This is a genomic window from Bradyrhizobium sp. U531, assembly GCF_051710265.1.
In the GTDB taxonomy this organism is placed as follows: domain Bacteria; phylum Pseudomonadota; class Alphaproteobacteria; order Rhizobiales; family Xanthobacteraceae; genus Bradyrhizobium.
The window spans coordinates 601,798-621,229 of sequence record NZ_JASVEN010000003.1 but is presented as its reverse complement, the minus strand read 5'-3'; the positions used below and the strand labels follow the sequence as shown (position 1 = coordinate 621,229).

Annotated in this window: 13 protein-coding genes; 5 read left to right on the top strand and 8 right to left on the bottom strand. The window is 64.9% G+C overall.

Features of this window, described 5'->3' with window-relative positions; genetic code table 11:
* Window positions 1-290 precede the first annotated feature (290 nt).
* The 3 genes from QRQ56_RS19110 to QRQ56_RS19100 all read left to right on the top strand — a co-directional run bounded on the left by QRQ56_RS19110 (window position 291) and on the right by QRQ56_RS19100 (window position 3,128).
* Window positions 291-1,568, top strand: a complete 1,278-nt coding sequence (locus QRQ56_RS19110; RefSeq protein ID WP_438742202.1) for an acyl-CoA dehydrogenase family protein — start codon at window positions 291-293, stop codon at window positions 1,566-1,568.
* A gap of 193 nt (window positions 1,569-1,761) precedes the next feature.
* Window positions 1,762-2,379 carry a flavin reductase family protein gene (locus tag QRQ56_RS19105; protein ID WP_438742201.1) on the top strand — a complete coding sequence of 206 codons (618 nt, stop codon included), beginning with the start codon at window positions 1,762-1,764 and terminating at the stop codon, window positions 2,377-2,379.
* Between the two features lie 20 nt (window positions 2,380-2,399).
* On the top strand, window positions 2,400-3,128 hold the full coding sequence (locus tag QRQ56_RS19100; protein WP_438742199.1) for an N-acetyltransferase: 729 nt from the start codon (window positions 2,400-2,402) through the stop codon (window positions 3,126-3,128).
* An 85-nt stretch (window positions 3,129-3,213) separates the two neighbouring features.
* Here QRQ56_RS19100 and QRQ56_RS19095 read toward each other — a convergent pair whose 3' ends face one another.
* From QRQ56_RS19095 to QRQ56_RS19085, 3 genes are all read right to left on the bottom strand, one after another.
* The gene (locus QRQ56_RS19095) at window positions 3,214-3,879 is read right to left on the bottom strand and encodes a DUF6928 family protein (protein ID WP_438742198.1); all 666 of its coding nucleotides are present in this window, start codon (window positions 3,877-3,879) and stop codon (window positions 3,214-3,216) included.
* Window positions 3,880-3,982: 103 nt separating this feature from the next.
* Entirely contained in the window at window positions 3,983-4,861 is an 879-nt protein-coding gene (yghU, locus tag QRQ56_RS19090; protein ID WP_438742197.1) for a glutathione-dependent disulfide-bond oxidoreductase, read from the bottom strand.
* A 169-nt stretch (window positions 4,862-5,030) separates the two neighbouring features.
* A complete protein-coding gene (locus tag QRQ56_RS19085) occupies window positions 5,031-6,686 on the bottom strand; it encodes a flavin-containing monooxygenase (protein ID WP_438742195.1) in 1,656 nt (551 codons plus the stop codon).
* A 252-nt stretch (window positions 6,687-6,938) separates the two neighbouring features.
* Between QRQ56_RS19085 and QRQ56_RS19080 the strand changes: the two genes are divergently transcribed.
* On the top strand, window positions 6,939-8,072 hold the full coding sequence (locus QRQ56_RS19080) for a nitronate monooxygenase (RefSeq protein ID WP_438742194.1): 1,134 nt from the start codon (window positions 6,939-6,941) through the stop codon (window positions 8,070-8,072).
* 117 nt (window positions 8,073-8,189) lie between these two features.
* Window positions 8,190-9,707: an acetyl-CoA acetyltransferase gene (locus QRQ56_RS19075; RefSeq protein WP_438742193.1), complete on the top strand. Its 1,518-nt coding sequence runs from the start codon at window positions 8,190-8,192 to the stop codon at window positions 9,705-9,707.
* Window positions 9,708-9,883: 176 nt separating this feature from the next.
* Here the strand turns inward: QRQ56_RS19075 and QRQ56_RS19070 are convergent, their stop codons facing one another.
* From QRQ56_RS19070 to QRQ56_RS19050, 5 genes are all read right to left on the bottom strand, one after another.
* Window positions 9,884-11,080: an efflux RND transporter periplasmic adaptor subunit gene (locus QRQ56_RS19070; protein ID WP_438742192.1), complete on the bottom strand. Its 1,197-nt coding sequence runs from the start codon at window positions 11,078-11,080 to the stop codon at window positions 9,884-9,886.
* On the bottom strand, window positions 11,067-14,246 hold the full coding sequence (locus tag QRQ56_RS19065; RefSeq protein WP_438742191.1) for an efflux RND transporter permease subunit: 3,180 nt from the start codon (window positions 14,244-14,246) through the stop codon (window positions 11,067-11,069). Before QRQ56_RS19065 ends, QRQ56_RS19070 begins: the two co-directional genes overlap by 14 nt.
* Before the next feature lie 169 nt (window positions 14,247-14,415).
* A complete protein-coding gene (locus QRQ56_RS19060) occupies window positions 14,416-16,512 on the bottom strand; it encodes a methyl-accepting chemotaxis protein (protein ID WP_438742190.1) in 2,097 nt (698 codons plus the stop codon).
* A gap of 192 nt (window positions 16,513-16,704) precedes the next feature.
* A complete protein-coding gene (locus QRQ56_RS19055; RefSeq protein ID WP_438742188.1) occupies window positions 16,705-16,902 on the bottom strand; it encodes a hypothetical protein in 198 nt (65 codons plus the stop codon).
* Between the two features lie 222 nt (window positions 16,903-17,124).
* On the bottom strand, window positions 17,125-19,317 hold the full coding sequence (locus QRQ56_RS19050) for a methyl-accepting chemotaxis protein (protein ID WP_438742187.1): 2,193 nt from the start codon (window positions 19,315-19,317) through the stop codon (window positions 17,125-17,127).
* Window positions 19,318-19,432: the final 115 nt, after the last annotated feature.

The following is a 19,432-nucleotide window of genomic DNA, read 5'->3' as shown; positions in this document are numbered from 1 at the left end:
CCGACGACAACAAGTACGCCACAATCTCCGCTGTCATCGCCCGACTTGATCGGGCGATCCAGTATTCCACCGCCGCCGGCGATTCATAGAAAAGCCGCGGCGTACTGGATTCCCCGCCTTCGCGGGGAATGACAGCGGTGGGCTGCAGACACCATTCAAACAACATTTCAAACGTCCCCGCGAAATTCCATCGCATGGCATGGCTCGCGTGAGAAAATACGCGCTCGCACTTTGGCGGCGCTGCGACTATTCTCCCGGCCAATTCGATCACGATGTCCCCGGGAGGAACAATGACAAAGCACACCTACATTCCCCGCACCACCAACTACACCCTCAATCCCGGCGACGAGCTCAATGACCTCAGGATGTCGGACCAGGTCCGGCCGCTCTACGATCACGTCAGGAAGTTCATCCGCGAGACCGTCGAGCCGATGTCGATCGAATTCGCCAAGGCCGGCGAAGGCAAGCAGGATCGCTGGAGCTTCACCCCGAAGCAGCTCGAGGTGCTGGAGAAGGCCAAGAACAAGGCCAAGCAGGAAGGCCTCTGGAACTTCTTCCTGCCCGATGACGAGACCGGCCAGGGCCTGAAGAATCTCGACTACGCCTATATCGCCTCCGAGCTCGGCAAGAGCCCGCTGGCCTCCGAGACCATGAACTGCTCGGCGCCCGACACCGGCAACATGGAGGTGCTGGAGCGCGTCGGCACCAAGGAGCAGAAGGAGAAGTGGCTGAAGCCGCTGATGAACGGCGAAATCCGCTCGGCCTATGTCATGACCGAGCCGAACGTCGCCTCCTCCGATGCCAAGAACATCTCGACGACGGCAAAACTCGTCGGCGACGAATGGGTCATCAACGGCGAGAAGTACTACATCTCCGGCGTCGGCGATCCCCGCTGCAAGATCCTCATCGCGATGGTGAAGACCAATCCGGACGCGGCGCCGAGCAAGCAGCAGTCGCAGATCCTGGTGCCGCGTGACACGCCCGGCGTCGAGGTGCTCGGGCCCATGTATGTGTTCGGCCAGGACCATGCGCCGCGCGGCCACATGCACATGCGATTCAACAATGTCCGCGTGCCCAAGGAGAACATCCTGCTCGGTGAAGGCCGCGGCTTCGAGATCTCGCAGCTGCGCCTCGGACCCGGCCGCATCCATCACTGCATGCGCACCATCGGCAAGGCCGAGAAGGCGCTCGATTTGATGGTGCAGCGTGGCCTCACCCGCGAGGCCTTCGGCAAGAAGATCGCCCATCTCGGCGGCAACATGCAGATCATCGCGCAGGCACGCTGCGAGATCGAGGCGATGCGGCTGATGGTGCTCAAGGCCGCCAAGGCGATGGACGTGCTCGGCAACAAGGAGGCCCGCGTCTGGGTCTCCATGGTCAAGGCCATGGTGCCCGAGCGCGCCTGCAAGATCATCGACCAGTCCATCCAGATGCACGGCGCCACCGGCATCTCGCACTGGACCCCGCTCGCCGAGATGTACCAGGACGTCCGCCATCTGCGCTTCGCGGACGGTCCGGACGAGGTGCACTGGATGGTGGTGGGACGGCATGAGCTGAGCATGGCGTAAGCCACTCTCTCTTTCCCCTCTCCCCGCGTGCGGGGAGAGGGTCAGGGTGAGGGGGAGTCTCGGCAAGGACGGTGACGGCTGACTCGCGGAGAGTCCCCCTCACCCGCCGCGCTCGGACGATGCTGCGCATCGCCCGGCGCGCGTCGGCCTCTCCCCGCAAGCGGGGAGAGGCGAAGAAGGAAACGGAGCCCCCATGGACTACGCCGCCAGCGACCTGACGCCACGCGAGCGCTACAAGGTACTGACGTCCTTCATCCTGCCGCGACCGATCGCCTGGGTGACCTCGATCGGGCCGACGGGCGTCGTCAACGCTGCGCCATTCAGCTTCTTCAACGCCTTCTGCGAGGATCCGCCGCTGTGCATGTTCGCGGCGAACCGCAAACCGAATGGACAGGACAAGGACACCTTCCTCAACATCCAGCGCACCGGCGAGTTCGTCGTCAACCTCACCGACGAGCCGCTGGCGCGGGCCATGCACGAGAGCAGCGGTGACTTTCCACCCGAGATCGGCGAGCCCGATTATCTCGGCCTGAAGCTTGCGCCCTCAACCAGAATCGCGGTGCCGCGCCTTGCCGACGCGCCCTGGGCGATGGAGTGCAAGCTCTGGAAGCTGATCGACGTCAATGACGATCGCAAGCTGATCATGGGCGAAGGCCTCCACTTCCACATCCGCGACGAATTGTGGGACGACGAGGCGATGCGGGTGCACATGGACCGCTATCACCCGATCGGCCGCATGTTCGCAGACCGCTACTGCCGCACCGATGACCGCGTGGTGTTTCCGGCGGCGGAAGGTGCCAAGACCAAATAGCCGAACCCCCGGGGAGCGAGATGATACCGGAAGCCTTTCGCGACAACGAGGAACGTGAGCGGTTCGAGCTCGACGTGGACGGGCCGATCGCCTTCGTCACCTACCGCAAGACCGAGGGCGCGATCACGCTGGTGCATACCGAGGTGCCACCCGAGCTCGGTGGCCGCGGCATCGGTTCGAAGCTCGGCCGCGCCACGCTGGATGCGGTGCGCGCGCAGGGGCGCACGCTTTCCGTCGAGTGCGACTTCATCCGCAATTTCATGCGCAAGGATCCCGCCTATAACGACCTCCTGGCGGATGACGGCGATGCGCATGCCGAGCCGCAGGCGAGCTATCGCGCCGGCTGCTTCTGTGGCGCGGTCGAAGTCGAGGCCACCGGCAAGCCGATGTTTTCAGGCTATTGCCATTGCGCCGACTGCCAGGCGTGGTCGGCTGCACCGATCAACGCGTTCAGCCTGTGGAAGTCGGACAGCGTGCGCATCGTCAAGGGCGAGGCGGAGCTCGGGACGTTCAACAAGACCGAGCATTCCTATCGGAAGTTCTGCAAGCGCTGCGGCGGCCACGTCATGACCGAGCATCCGCGGATGCGGCTGATCGACGTCTATGCCAATCTGCTGAAGGGATACCAGCACCAGCCGACCCTGCATGCGAACTACGCGAGCAAGATGGTGTCGGTCAGTGACGGCCTGCCGAAATATGCCGACCTGCCGGCAGAGCTCGGCGGCTCCGGCGAGATTTTGCCGGATTGATCGCAGATCGTCGGGCGGATTAGCGAAGCGCAATTCGCCGAACAATCGCGAGGGGATGGCGGATTACGCCTTCGGCTAATCCGCCCTACGCACTGGCCCAGAATTTCCACCATGGACGAATGCCACGATATGGCGGTGAAGAAACGCCTGCCCGAGCTGCTCTCTGCGCCTGCCAATTCTGCTGTCGCTCATCCTCGCTCAGCCAAAAGTTCGTTCCTCGGACACGGTCGAGCTGATCGAGAGGATAGCCGGTAAATGCACGGACAATCTCAAAAACGAGCGGTTCGCCGAGGTCCGCATCGGTCATGTCGTCCGCTTCTGGATATCCTGGATGGCGGTAGAGGGTCACGCCTTCCACTTCGCGTCGGGTCAGGCTGGCAAGGTATGTCTCCTCGGCAGGTAACCGCGCGCCCTCGTCCCGAAGCACCATACCATCGTAGCCATGCTGGTGGCGGATCAGCGCCCCCTGTCGCCAGACCGCAAATCCCCAGCCACCCACGACGCTATGGAGGGTCAGAGCCGCAATCTCCGCTTCCGGAAACCGCCGGACCAGCGCTGCGTGGAAATCGCGGGATTTCTGATCGATCTGATCTTCGAAAAAGCCCCACGCCAATGCCGTGTAGAACACCAGACAATCACCGACAGTACCAATCCAGATACTGCCGGCCCCCGCGTCCGCCCATTCCGTTTCTTCGAGCTTGACCGGGCTCGCGTAGCCAAGATCAGACAGCAGCTTTGCTGGTTCGTCCACGAAAGCACACGGCCGAACCAGTATGGTTTGCGTTTTCCAGCCCACCTATATCCCCATGCAGCCAGTAGTTGCATGAACGAGGTAGCAGGCCGGACACGATCTGTCACGTGCTCGCGGGCGCGACCTTGTCCTGCGTCTTTGTCTCGAAATCGCCGGCGTCGTGGCGCTCGTGGAGCTGGCTGGCGGGATCGCCGGAGACGCGGTTGACCATGCGGCCGCGCTTCACGGCGGGGCGCTGCGCGATCTGGTCGGTCCAGCGCTGCACGTTCTTGTAGTCCTGCACCGACAGGAATTCGCCCGCGCCATAGACCAGCCCCTTGGCGAGCGCGCCGTACCAGGGCCACACCGCCATGTCGGCGATGGTGTACTCCTTGCCCGCGAGATATTCGTTGTCGGCAAGACGCCGGTCGAGCACGTCGAGCTGGCGCTTGACCTCCATCGCGAAACGATCGATGGCGTATTCGATCTTGAACGGCGCATAGGCGTAGAAATGGCCGAAGCCGCCGCCGAGATAGGGTGCGCTGCCCATCTGCCAGAACAGCCAGGACATCGCCTCGGTGCGCGTCTTGATGTCCTTCGGCAGGAAGGCGCCGAACTTCTCGGCGAGGTAGAACAGGATCGAGCCTGACTCGAACACCCGGACCGGCTCCGGACCGGAGCGGTCCATCAGTGCGGGGATCTTCGAGTTCGGGTTGATGTCAACGAAACCGCTGCCGAACTGGTCGCCGTTACCGATCTTGATCAGCCAGGCGTCGTATTCGGCGCCCTTGTGGCCGAGCGCCAGCAGCTCCTCCAGCATCACCGTGACCTTCACCCCATTCGGGGTGGCCAGCGAGTAGAGCTGCAGCGGATGCTTGCCGACCGGCAGCTCCTTGTCGTGGGTCGGGCCGGCGATGGGCCGGTTGATGCTGGCGAACTGCCCGCCATTCTCCTTGTTCCAGGTCCAGACTTTCGGCGGCACGTAGGCGGGGGTGTCGGTCATGCGGGGGCTCCGGCAGAAAGATGCGCCTGCATTAATTAGACCGCAAATGCCGAATGACAAGGGCGCCGGACGCATTTCCGGGCGCGGCAACTCAACGTTTCGTCATGACAAGCCCGCCCCGCCGTCATTCCGGGGCGCCCGCAGGGCGAGCCCGGAATGACGGAGACATTTACGACGCCGCCGCCTGCGGCTGCTCCGCGCGCTCCATCACAAATCCCTCATAGTCCTTCGCCGCGACCTCGTCGCAGATGCGGCGGTAGACGCCGACGCCCCCGATATAAGGCATGAAGATGCGCGGCTTGCCGGGGACGTTGGCGCCCATGTACCAGGAATTGGCCTGCGGATAGAGCGTGCCATGGGCGACCTCGTTGACATGGGCGACCCATTTGTCCTCGGCCTGGCTGCCCGCTTCCATAGTCGCAACACTGCTCTTGCGCATGTGGACGAGGCAATCGGCGATCCAGTCGACATGCTGCTCGATCGACACGATCATGTTCGACAGCACCGATGGGCTGCCGGGACCGGTGATGATGAAGAGGTTCGGAAAGCCCGCGCTCATCAGCCCGAGATAGGTTTTGGGACCTTCCGCCCATTTCCGGTTCAGCGTCTGTCCGCCGCGGCCGTGAATGTCGATCTTCGCGACCGATCCGGTCATGGCATCGAAGCCGGTCGCCATCACCAGCGCGTCGACCTCATGGTCCTTCCCCGCGACGCGCACCGCATTCGCCGTGATCTCCTCGATCGGATTGGTCTTGATGTCCACCAGCGAGACGTTCGCGCGGTTGAAGGTTGCGAAATAGTCGGTGTCGATGCAGATGCGCTTGGTGCCGATGGGGTGGCTGTTCGGCTGCAGCAGCTTGGCCGTCGCGGGATCCTTCACGATCTCGGCGATCTTGCCGCGGACGTAATCGGCAGCCGTGTCGTTCGCGGTGCGGTCGAGGCCGAGATTGTTGTAGGCATACATGAAAGTGAGCCCGCCGCGCTCCCAGCGCGCCGCGTATTTCCCGTTTCTGACGTCGTCGCCGTCGTCAAGCGCGCCACGATCGGGCTGCTCGGCATAGATGCCGTTGCGCGCGACCTCGCGGGCGAAGCGGCGGATTTCCGGATAATTGTTGCGGAACGTATCGCGCTCTTCGGCGGTGAGCACGGCGTTCCGGGCCGGAATCGAGAAGTTTGCGGTGCGCTGAAACACGGTGAGGTGCTTCGCCTGCTCCGCAATGATCGGCGCCGATTGGATGCCGGACGATCCCGTGCCGATCAGGCCGACGCGCAGGCCCGTGAAGTCGACCGCCTCATGCGGCCAGCTGCCGGTGTGGTAGACCGGGCCCTTGAAGTTTTCGAGGCCCTTGATATCGGGCTTGCGCGCATTCGACAGGCAGCCCGTCGCAAGCACGACGAACTGCGCCTGCACCGTCTTGCCGCCGGAGATGGTCACTGACCAGCGCTTCGCCCGCTCGTCGAACACGGCGCGCTCGACGCTGGTGTCGAACTGGATGTCGCGGCGCAGATCGAAACGGTCGGCGACGTGGTTGGCATATTTCAGGATCTCTGCTTGCGGCGCGTAGCGCTCGCTCCAGTCCCACTCCTGCTGGAGCTGTTCGGAGAACGAATAGGAATATTGCATGCTCTCGACGTCGCAGCGCGCGCCGGGATAGCGGTTCCAGTACCAGGTGCCGCCGACACCGCCGCCCCGTTCATACACACGCGCCGAGAAGCCGAGCCCGCGCAGCCGATGCAGCATGTACATGCCGGCGAAGCCCGCACCGACGACGACGACATCGTAGGCTTCCCTGGCCTTGTCCGGACTTGCTTGCGCTGACGACATCGGCTGGCGCTCCCTGGTTGTTTTGCTTTGTTGCCTGTCAGCATTTGCTGGCACCGGCGAAAGCGCAAGTGGCAAATCGGCGGGCCCTGCCCTGCTTATTTTGTGCAGCGGAATGGCCGATCCACCGCACGGCGTCTGCACGCAAGATGCACCGCCGAATCCGGCGTGGCATCGCAGGCAACGATGCGCTAGCGTCGAGCAGCCTTCGCGGGAGCAAGCGACTACAGCGACGAAGGCGGCCGGGAGAGGATCATGAAATCGCCGATCTGCGACATGCTGGGAATCGAGTTCCCGCTGCTCGCCTTCAGCCATTGCCGCGACGTCGTCGCCGCCGTCAGCCGCGCCGGCGGCTTCGGCGTGTTAGGGGCCACCGTGCACACGCCCGACACGCTCGAGCGCGAGCTGAAATGGATCGACGATCACGTCGACGGCAAACCCTACGGCATCGACGTGCTGATCCCCGAGAACATCTCGACATCAGGCGAGAAGGACGTCACCTGGAAGAGTCTCGAAGCGCGCGTGCCGCAGGAGCACCGCTCCTACACGCGCGACCTCCTGCAGAAATACGGCATCGAGCTGACGAGCACCGAGGTCGCAGCCGACCAGCCGCAGCCGTTCGACGCGAAGACGGCGCTGCAGCTGCTCGAGGTCTCGTTCAACCATCCGATCCGCCTGATCGCCAACGCGCTGGGCGTGCCGCCGAAGGCTATGATCGAGATGGGCAAGAAGCATGGCGTGCCGGTCGCAGCCCTCGTCGGTGCCAAGGAGCACGCGCTGCGCCAGGTCGCGGCCGGCGTCGACATTCTCGTGGTGCAGGGCACCGAGGCTGGCGGCCATTGCGGCGAGGTCTCGACCATGGTGCTGGTGCCGGAGGTGATCAAGGCGATCAAGCCGATCCGCGACGTGCCGGTGCTGGCCGCCGGCGGCATCATGACGGGGCGGCAGATGGCGGCCTGCATGGCGATGGGCGCGGCGGGCGCGTGGACCGGCTCGGTGTGGCTGGCGACCGTCGAGTCCGAGACGAGCGAGATCTTCCGCGAGAAGATGATCGCAGCGTCCTCGCGCGACGCGGTGCGCTCGAAGGGGCGCACCGGAAAGCCGGCCCGGCAGCTTCGCTCGGTCTGGACCGATGCCTGGGACCGCGCGCCGGACAGCCCGGGCGCCCTGCCGATGCCGCTGCAGAGCATCATCAGCCGCGACGCCTTCAACTCGATCGATCGCGCCGCGGCGAGCGGCAATGCGCGGGCCCACGATCTCGTCAGCTATTTCGTCGGCCAGGGCGTCGGCCTGATCGACAGCGTCAAGTCGGCCGGCGCCGTGGTCCAGGAATTCAAGGAAGAGTTCGCCGAAGCCGTCGAGCACATGAATGCGCTGGTGGCGGAGTAGTCTCTCATCCCGTCATTGCGAGCGCAGCGAAGCAATCCAGAGTCTCTCCGCGGAGGCAGTCTGGATTGCTTCGCTGCGCTCGCAATGACGAAACAACTAGTACCGTGAATTGAGCCCATGACAGACAAGACAAGCCTTTCCGAAGACCGCATCCCCGTCATCGTCGGCATCGGCGAGATCGTCGATCGCCCGAAAGAGATCACCGAGGGCCTCGAGCCGCTCGACCTGCTCGAACAGGCGCTGCGGCGCGCGGAGGCGGATGCCGGCGCGAAGCTGCTTGGCGAGGTACAGTCGCTCGACGTCGTCAACTTCCTGAGCTGGCGCTATCGCGATCCCGAAAAGCTCCTGGCGCAGCGCCTCGGCGCGGCGCCAGCGCATTGCTATTACGGCCCGGTCGGCGGCGAGAGCCCGATCCGCTACATCCACGAAGCCGCCAAGCGCATCGCGCGCGGCGAATGCACGGTCGCCGCGGTCTGCGGCGCGGAGGCGCAGTCGACCGCGACCAAGGCGGAGCGCGCCGGCGTCAAGCTGCCGTGGACGCCGTTCGCCCATGATGTCGAGGAGCCCAAGCGCGGCGCGGCGTTCCAGAAGCCGCTGGCGGTGACGCTCGGCGTATTCAGGCCCGTCACGGTCTATCCGTTCTACGAGGCCGCCTCCTCCGCGCATTGGGGGCAGACGCCGCGCGAAGCGATGGCGGAATCGGGCACGCTGTGGTCGCGCTATTCGGAGGCCGCCGCGCAGAACCCCAATGCCTGGCTGAAGCGGCGCTATGCGCCGGAGGAGATCACGACGCCGACGGCGGATAATCGCCTGATTGCCTGGCCTTACAACAAGCTGATGGTCGCCAATCCCAGCGTCAACATGGGCGGCGCGCTGCTGCTCACGAGCCTTGCCAAGGCGCGCGCGCTCGGCATCGCGGAGGACAGACTGGTCTATCCGCTCGGCGGCGCCTCGGCGGAAGAGCCGCGCGACTATCTGCTGCGCGATCAGTTCTACGAGAGCCATCCGCAGAACGCCGCGCTCAAGGCCATGATGGATCTCGCCGGCGGCGACGGCAAGAAGTTCGACGCGATCGAGCTCTATAGCTGCTTCCCTTGCGTGCCCAAGATGGCGCGGCGGACGCTCGGGCTCGGCGCCGACGTGCAGCCGACGGTGACGGGCGGCCTCACCTTCTTCGGCGCGCCGCTCAACACCTACATGACGCATGCGGCGTGCGCGATGGTGCGGCAGGTGCGCGACGGCGCCAAGCTCGGCCTGCTGTACGGGCAAGGCGGCTTCGTCACCAAGCACCACGCGCTGGTGGTGTCGAAGACCGCATCGCGCGAAGCGCTGGCGCAAGAGACGAGCGTGCAAGCCGAGGCCGACCGCAACAAGCGCGCGGTGCCGGAGTTCGCAGGCGAGGCTTCCGGCAAGGGCAAGGTCGAGAGTTTTACGGTGCTCTATGGCCGCGGCGGCGATGTCGAGCACGGCGTGGTGATGCTGCGGACGGAAGACGATCGCCGCACGCTTGGGCGGATTCCGGCGAGCGACAGCGCGACGCTGGCGCACCTGTTGAACATGGATCGCACGCCGGTGGGGTCCCTGGGCGAGATCACGATGGCGGCCGATGACGTGCCGGAGTGGCGGGTGGCGTAGCGTGCTCTCGTGTCCCGGACGCGGTGCGGCATGCAATGCCGCTCCGCAGAGCCGGGACCCAGAAAGATACACGGTACAGCGCGGAGAGATGGGCCCCGGCTCAGCAGCGCATCACTCCGGACGATGCTTCGCATCGCCGGGAGTGCTGCGCTGCATCCGGGGCACGAGAGAGCGGCTCAGCCCTTCGGCGCCTGCTTCTCCGACGCGGTGGCCGGCTTGCCCTTGGCGCCGACCACACGCACTGCATCGCCGTCGGAGAGGCCGTCCGGCGGCGCGGTGATGACGCGGTCGTCAGCGGCAATGCCCGAGGCGAGCTCGATGTCGCGGCCGAGGTCGCGGGCGATGGTCACGGGCTTGAACAGCACCTTGTCGTCGGCACCGACGGTGGCGACGCGCAGTCCGTTGCTGTTGAAGATCAGCGCGCTGGCGGGAATGCTGAGCGGCGCGGAATCGCGCTGCAGGCTCAGCTTCACGCTGGCATAGCCGCCGGGCATCAGTTCTCCGCCCGAATTGTCGAGGCCGAGTTGCATGCGCGTGGTGCCGGAGGCAACGTCGACGGCCTGCGATGACGCCTCGACCGTCGCCTGGAAATTCCGGTTCGGATATTCCGGCAGCGTGATGATGGCCTTGGCGCCGATCTTGATCGCCGGCACGTAGTTCTGAGGCACGTTGACGTAGACGCGCAGCTTGGTGATGTCGGAGACCACGAACATCGCCGGGCCCGAACCGCCGCCGGCATTGATCAGCGCACCGACGTCGGTGTCGCGCGCGGTGACGACGCCGTCGAACGGCGCGGTGATTTTCTTGTAGCCGGCCAGCGCCTCCAGCCGCTCGACATTGGCCTGGCCCGAGCGAACAGCCGCGTTCTTGTTGGAGAGATCGGCGGTCCGCTCGTCGATCTCCTGCGCGGAGACGAAGTTGGAGGCGACCAGCGTCTTGCGCCGGTTGAGGGTCGCTTCCGACAGCTTGGCGCTGGATTGCTGGCTGGCGAGGTCGGCCCTGGCCTGCAGCAATTGCTGGTCGAGGTCGGGCGCCTCGATCTCTGCGATCACCTGGCCGGCCTTGACGCGCGCGCCGATGTCGGCGCTCCAGCTCTTGAGATAGCCCGGGACGCGGGCGAAGATCGGCGCGCGGTAATAGGCTTCGAGGCGGCCCGGCAGGTCGATGGTGGCATTGAGCGCCTTGGCGCTCGGCAGCGTCACCGCGACGCTGGGAACGGCTTGGTCGTCGGTCCATTCCTTCAGCTTGGAGCCCTGCTCCTCGCGGGCGCGAATGCCGGTGCCGACGACGAGACCTGCCGCGATCAGCGCCACCACGCCGAAGATGCCCAGTTTCCGGCGCGACACCGGCGAGCGGGGTTCAGTGGGCGACATGCGGGGTCTCCAATGGGGCGGCGGCCGTGGCGCCTTGCTTCTTGTGTACCATACTGAACACCACGGGAACGAACATCAGCGTAGCAAAGGTTGCAAAGATCAGGCCGCCGATCACGGCGCGGCCAAGTGGCGCATTCTGCTCGCCACCCTCGCCCAGTCCCAGAGCCATCGGCGCCATGCCGATGATCATGGCGAGCGCGGTCATCAGCACCGGGCGGAACCGGACGAAGCCGGCTTCGAGCGCTGCGGCGATGGGGTCGCCGAGTTCCGCGTAACGCTCGCGGGCGAAGGAGATCACGAGCACGCTGTTGGCGGTGGCAACGCCCATGCACATGATGGCGCCGGTGAGCGCAGGGACCGACAGCGTGGTTCCGGTCGTGAACAGCATCCAGACGATGCCGGCGAGCGCGGCCGGCAGCGCCGTGATGATCACGAACGGATCGGACCAGGACTGGAAGTTCACGACGATCAGGAAGTAGATCAGCACGACTGCCCCGAGCAGGCCGAACAGCAAGCCCGTGAAGGCGCTGTTCATGGTCTGCACCTGGCCGAGCAGCACCACGGACGAGCCTTTCGGCACCTCCTTGGCGGTGTCGGCGATCACCTGCCGGATATCGGCGGCGACCGCGCCGAGATCGCGGCCCGAGGTCGTCGCGAAGATCTGCACCATCGACTGGATGTCGTATTGCGAGACCACCGCGCTCGAGGCCGAGCGCCTGACGTCGGCGATGCCGCCGAGGATCGGCGATTGCGAATTGCCCGCGGCCGTGATCGGCAGCGTCTGCAGCGCGCTGAGCGAGTCGATCTGATATTGCGGCGTCTGCATCACGATCGAGTAGGACACGCCGTTGTCGGGGTTGAGATAGTAGGTCGGCGCCACCTGCGAGGAGCCGGCGAGATTGACCACGAGGCTGTTGGTGACGTCGCGCTCGGTCAGGCCGACATATTGCGCGCGGGTACGGTCGACATCGATATTGAAGGTCGGCGCGTTCGGCGATTGCTGGATGCGGGCATCGGCAACGCCCGGAATCTTGCGGACCTTGGCCAGCAGGCTGTTCGCGTAGGCGAAGTTGGCGGCAAGGTTGGCACCGCGGATCTGCAGGTCGATCGGCGCCGGCGCGCCGAAATTCAGGATCTGGCTGACGATGTCCGCGGGGAGGAAGGCGAAGCTGACGCCGGGGAACAGGCGCGGCAATTGCTCGCGCAGCAGCTTCACGTGCTCCTCGGTCGGCTTGTGGCCTTCCCTGAGCTTGATCTGGATATCGCCGTCCTGCGGGCCGATCACGCCGGTGTTGTTGTAGGTCATGTTGATGCCGGAGATCGGCATGCCGATGTTGTCGGTCATGGTCTCGATCTCGCCCGGGATCAGCTTGCGGACCGCCTTCTGCACGTCGGCGAGTTGGTTGGCGGTCTCCTCGACACGGGTGCCGACCTGGGTGCGGACATGCATCAGGATGTTGCCGGCATCGACCGCGGGGAAGAAGTTGCGCCCGAGGAACGGCACCAGCGCGAAGGACACGCCGACGACACAAAGGAAGCCGATCACGAACACCGCACGGTGCGCCAGCGCGAGGCCGAGGTAGTCATGGTACCCGCCGCGGATACGCTCGAAGCGCGCCTCGAAGCCGCGCTGGAACCAGATCAGGGGATTGCGCGATTTCGGCGGCCCGCCCTCATGATGGACATGGGCGTGCAGCAGGTAATTCGCCATGGTCGGCACCAGCGTGCGCGACAGGATGAACGACCAGATCATCGCGAACATCACGGCTTCCGCCATCGGCACGAACAGGAAGCGCGCGACGCCCGAGAGGAAGAACATCGGCACGAACACGATGCAGATGCAGAGCAGCGAGACGAAGGCCGGCGTCACGATCTGGTTGGCGCCGTCGAGGATCGACTGCTCGACCGGCTTGCCCTGCTCCAGATGGTAGTTGATGTTCTCGATCGTCACCGTGGCGTCGTCGACGAGGATGCCGACCGCGAGCGCGAGGCCGCCGAGCGTCATGATGTTCAGCGTCTCGCCGATCGCCGAGAGCATGATGATGGCGCCCAGCACGGAGAGCGGGATCGAGACCGCGATGATGATGGTCGAGCGCCAGCTGCCGAGGAACAGCAGGATCATGACGCTGGTGAGCAGCGCCGCGATCACGCCCTCGACCGCGACGCCTTGAATCGCGCCACGAACGAAGACCGACTGATCGCCGATGAAGCCGATCTTCAGCGCGTCGGGCAGCTGGTCCTTGACGTCAATCACCTTCTGCTTGATGCCGGCGATGATATCGAGCGTCGAGGTCGCGCCCGCCTTCAGCACCATCATCAGCACCGAGCGGTTGCCGTCGACATGGACGATGTTGGTCTGCGGCGGATTGCCGTCGCGCACGGTCGCGACGTCGCGCACATAGACCATGGCGCCGTTGACGGTCCGGATCGGCAGATTGCCGAGCTCGTCGATCTTCAACGGCGAGTTGTTGAGCTGGATGTTGTACTCGAACTGGCCGATCTTCTGGGTGCCGACCGGCGTGATCAGGTTTTGCGCGGCGAGCGCGTTGGCGACGTCCTGCCCGGACAGGCCGCGGGCCTGGAGCGCCGTGGGATCGAGATCAATCTGGACCTGGCGCTGCTTGCCGCCGAACGGGTACGGGATCGCGGCACCGGGCACAGTGACCAGCGGGGTGCGGAGCTGGTTGATGCCGATGTCGGCGAGGTTCTGCTCGGTGAGGCCGTCGCCCGACAGCGCCACCTGGATGATCGGTACGGTGGAGGCGGAGTAGTTCAGGATCAAAGGCGGCGTCGCGCCCGGCGGCATCTGCTTGATCAGCGTCTGCGAGATCGCGGTGACCTGGGCGTTGGCGGTGCGGATGTCGACGTTGGGCTGAAAGAAGATCTTGATGATGCCAAAGCCGTTGTAGGAATTGGCCGTGATGTGCTCGATGTCGTTGACCGTCGTCGTCAGCGCACGCTGGAACGGCGTCGTGATGCGGCCCGACATCTGGTCCGGCGGCAGGCCGGTGTACTGCCAGACCACGCCGATCACGGGAATGCGGATGTCCGGGAAGATGTCGGTCGGAGTCCGCAGCGCCGCGAGCGGGCCGATGATCAGCAGCAGAAGCGCGAGCACGACGAAAGTATAGGGCCGGCTCAGGGCAATACGGACCAGAGCAATCATGCGCCAGGCAATTCCAGGTCAAAGCGAGACTACGGAAGCCGCCCCCACGGCGATCCCCATTCCCCTTTACCCGAGCACCGGCTGAAACGCCAATAACCAGAACTATCCTGCATTCAATTCCCTGCTACCGCACTGCGAAATCGACATCGCAGCTATGCGACGGCCTGCGTCATGCGGCGCGGACCGCGTTCAGGAACTTGCTGACCTCGAGCTTAAGGCGGTTGGAATCACGCGACAGCATCTGCGCCGCCGACAGCACCTGCGAGGACGACGCGCCGGTCTCGGCGGCGCCCCGCTCGACCTCGGCCACGTTGGTCGAAGCCTGCTGCGTGCCCTTGGCGGCCTGTTGCACGTTTCGCGTGATCTCCTGCGTCGCGGCCCCCTGCTCCTCCACGGCCGCGGCAATGGCCGCAGCGATCTCGGACAGCCGCGAGATGGTCCCGCCGATGTCACGGATCGCCGTGACGGATTCCTGGGTCGCCGACTGGATGCCGGTGATCTGCTGCGTGATCTCGCCGGTTGCCTTGGCCGTCTGGGCGGCAAGGGCCTTGACCTCGGACGCCACCACCGCGAAGCCGCGACCGGACTCGCCCGCCCGCGCGGCCTCGATCGTTGCATTGAGCGCGAGCAGATTGGTCTGCCCCGCGATCTGGTCGATCAGCTCGATGACGTCGCCGATCTTGCCGACCGCCTTCGACAAACCGTCGATATGCCCGTCGGTCAGCCGCACCTGGCCAACCGCTTCGTTGGCCATTCGTGCCGAATCCTGCACCCGCTGGCTGATCTCGGTGACGGAGGTGGACAATTGCTCGGCCGCGGATGCGACCGACTGGACGTTGGCGGAGGCTTCCTGCGAGCCGTCGGCGACGACGACGGCGAGCTTTTGCGCTTGCGCGGCCGTCGCGTTCATCGCACCGGCGGAGGCTTCCAGCTCGGTCGAGGCCGAGCTCACCGCATCCACGATCTCGCCGACTGCGGTCTCGAACTGGCCGGCAAGCCTGTGCATGTCGTCGCGGCGCTGCTCGGCCGCGATCTTGTCCTGCCTGATCTTGGCGTCCGCAACCTCGTGCGCCTTCTCCTCGGCCTTGACCTTGAACGTCTCCACCGCGTGGGCCATGTCGCCCACCTCGTCCTCGCGGCCGAGTCCGGGCAGAACCACCGCGAAATTGCCGCTCGCCAATTCGTCCATCGCCCCCGTCAGAGCCGAGAGCGGCCGCACGATCCGCGAAATCGCAACCCAGAAGCTCAGCAATACGAGGCCAATGCTCGCGAGCAGGATCGCAACGCTGACGATCAGGTTGGAGGCGCTCGCCTTCGCCTGTTCAGCGGCTTCCGTATCCGCCGCCGCGCCGATGGCGTCCGCCAGCCCGAGAATGGAATTGATCGCCGTTGTCGCGCGGCCGACATAGTCGTGGCCGCTGATCTTGTAATCGCCGGCCGGACCGGCCGCGAGGACCTCTGCCCGCAATGCGCCATACGTCCGGAAATAATCCTCGTTCACCTGCTTGATGGCGCGCGCGAGCGGCGCCGGAATGTCGACGCGGTCGGCAATCGGGGAGACCGTCTCCCAGGCGAGCTCGACGTGGCCACGGAAGGTCGCGATCCTGCCGATGCCGTCCGGGGCAAGCTTCGCGTGCGAGCTGATCAGGCCGCCGAGCATCGCGCGTTCGCGTCCGGCATTCTCGGCCATCTCCGCCGTCAGGTGGCGGAGGCCGACGAGGCGCGCCATCGCCGCCGACGGCGGGCTGGTCAGCGTCTCCAGCGTCAAGCGCAGCTTGTTGGCGGCCACCTCGATCAGGTCGGTGATCGCCGGGGCAAAGGTCTTGATCACTTCAGGGTCCCGCTCGGGTCCGGGCTTGGCGAGATTTGCGTCCACCTTGCGCCGCAGGCTTTCGAAGTTCTGGAATGCCCGCTCCGCTTCCGAGACGCGCTGCTCGGCCCCCTTCATGGCCGGGACGTCGCGCAGGCGTTGCACGGCATCGCGGAAGGCCTGATCGGATGTTGCGCGCACACCGTCGATCTCCGAACGGCGATCGGCCGGAAGCAGCTCGGGCGAATTCAGCGCCGCATTGGTCATGCCGCGCTCCTTTGCCCAATGCCCGGCGCTGCGCAGCAACGATTGCGAAATGCCGTTGAGACCGACGAAGGTCGCTGCCTCCTCACGGTCGTGGTAGGCGTGGATGGCTGTGTAGCCGGTTGCGGCCACCCCCATCAGCGCAAGCGCCGAAATGATGGCTGGCAGGATCGTGCCAATTCTGAAATGCACCGCTGGCTTCCTTCTTGCGAGCGCCGATTCCAATGACGGAACCGGTCGGCCTCACGAGAACTACTCGACGTTCGCAACACGATGTTGTTTCACGTCAAGGTGCCGTCGCAAGGCCCCGGGCTTCAATGCTTATGCTTATCAAAACGTTGTCCGCGAAAACCTGTGCGGTGCAACGCTGGTGAAACGTCCTCCTCACGCCGCGCGAATGGCATTGAGGAATCTGCCGGCCTCGAGCTCGAGGCGATTGGAATTACGGCACGGCATTTGCGCCGCCGCGAGAAAATGCTCGTTGAAATGGCTGGGCTCGTCCGTCAGGTCGGCGCGAGAAACGATCAGCGTCTCGTCGCCGGCTGGATAGTCGACATCGGTGCCCGGAAAATTCTTGCGCATCAGGTCCCCCCAGACCGGATTTAGTAAATCATTCCAATCGGGTCGCTCGTCCGAACCCGCACTCGGCCAAGCCTCGTAAATTCGCTTTAACCATCAATGAAATGCCCCGCCCGTAGCATTACGGGCAATTCATGATGATACTACCTTTGAGCGACATCATGCTACCGGCCAACTAAGAGAGCGGCGCTTTTGGCGCCGCTCTTCGTTTGATCGGATGAAAGCTCAGGCTGCGCGGACGTTGGTCAGGAACTTGCTGACCTCGTTCTTCAGCCGGCCGGAGTCGTTGGACAGCATCTGCGCCGCCGACAGCACCTGCGAGGAAGCCGTGCCGGTCTCGCTCGCGCCGCGCTGCACGTCGGTGATGTTGGAGGAAACCTGCTGGGTGCCTTGCGCCGCCTGCTGAACGTTGCGGGCGATCTCCTGCGTCGCCGCGCCCTGCTCTTCCACCGCGGCGGCAATCGCCGACGAGATTTCCGACAGGCGCTCGATGGTCGATGAGATCTCCTTGATGGCGCCGACCGAGTCGTTGGTCGCCGCCTGGATGCCGGAGATCTGCTGGCCGATCTCGCCGGTGGCCCTTGCGGTCTGCTCGGCGAGCGCCTTCACCTCGGAGGCGACGACTGCGAAGCCGCGGCCGGCTTCACCGGCGCGCGCCGCCTCGATGGTCGCGTTCAGCGCCAGCAAATTGGTCTGGCCGGCGATGGTGTTGATCAGCTCGACGACGTCGCCGATGCGGGCGGCCGCCTTGGACAGCTCGCTGACGCGCTCGGTGGTGGCGCGCGCCTGGCCGACGGCATCGCCCGCCATCCGCGCCGATTCCTGCACCTGACGGCTGATCTCGCCCACGGACGAGGCCATCTCTTCGGTCGCCGAAGCCACCGACTGCACGTTGCCGGACGCCTGATCGGACGCGGCCGAGACGACGGAGGCGAGCTGTTGCGCCCGTTCGGCTGTCGAGCTCAGCGATCCCGCCGAGGTCTCCAGTGCGCCGGATGCGGCCGAGACTGTCTCGACGATGCCGCCCACCTGCGCTTCGAAGCTGTCGGCCAGCTCGTTCATGGTGCGCTTGCGTTCGCGATCGGCAGCGGCCTGGTCCTGGGCGCGCTGCTCGATGCTGCGCTTGATGTCGCCCTGCATCGAGCTCAGCGACGTCGCGAGCCTGCCGACCTCGTCGGCCTGGTCGATCTCGAGCTGCTGGTTGAAATCGCCCTTGGCGATGCCGTCGGCGAAATTGGCGCAATCCTGGATCGGCCGCGCGATCTTGCGGGCAGCGAACGAGATCAGGAAGATCGCGGCGAGCACGATGACGAGGCCGACGCCGAGCTGCCAGAACGTGTTCGACGTCGCACGGGCGCTGAGCGAGGCATCCAGCTGGCGCGCCGACGCCAGCACGACGTCGCGCGGGATCGAGATCACGACCGACCAGGCGTTCTCGGTGAGGCCGAAGCGGATCGGCGCATAGATGTCGATATTGGTGAACTTGGAATCGTCCTGCACCGCGCTCTTGCCGGCCTTGACGATGGCGAGGCTCTCGCTCCAGCGCGGATCGGCTTCGGAAGCATTCTTGCCGATCACGTCCTGATTGGCGCTGTTGGCGACGATCAGTCCGGTATCGTTGAGGATCGCGACCTTGCCCTTGCCCTCGAACAGCGAGCCGTTGATCTTGACGGCGAGCTTCTGCACGAAATCGAGATTGTAGTCGGCGCCGGCAACGCCGCGGAACTTGCCGCCGATTATCACGGGCACCGACATGGTCGCCAGGAAGACGGCCTTGCCCTGCACGATGTAGGGCAGCGGGCCGAGGATGTTCTCCTTACCCGTCGTGCTCGGATTGATGTACCAGGCGCCCTTCACGAGACCGTTGGGATGGCGCTCGCTGCTGTCGTACTCGACCAGCGGCTGAACGGCGATGTCGCCGTTGGCATTGCGCGTCCAATAGGGAAGGAAGCGGCCGGTATTGTCCGATCCGACGTCCTTGCGGCCCTTGAACGCCGCGTCGTCGCCATCCAGCGCGCTAGGCTCCCAGGCCGAATAGGTGCCGTTGAAGGCCGGGTTGAGCTCGAGCACGTGACGCAGCAGCGCATTGAATTGGATCCGCCGCGCCGCGATCGGAGTGCCGGTCTTCTCGTCGGCCAGGGTCGCGAAGGCATGCGCCGTGGTGCGCGCCGCGTCGAAACCCACCTCGAGCTCGGCCTTGATCGCGTTGGCTTCGGTGGAGGCCCGGTTCGTCAGGCTCTCCTTGGTCTGATGATCGACCAGCTGCATGACCTCGTGGGTCACATACTGGTTCATGCTCTGCGTCGAGAACAGGCCGTAGCCGATCAGCACCACGCAGGTGACCGCGAGGCAGAGGCCGGCGATCAGCGCGATCTTCAATTGGATGGAGCGAATGGCGGAAAATGAAAGCAGCTTCACGATTGAATCTCCGAAACACTGCGGAGAAGGTTAAAGTTCCCCAAGTTCGGAATCCGTAAATATTTGGAACCGTACGACCCACGTGAAAAATATGTCAACAGACGCCACTACCTGC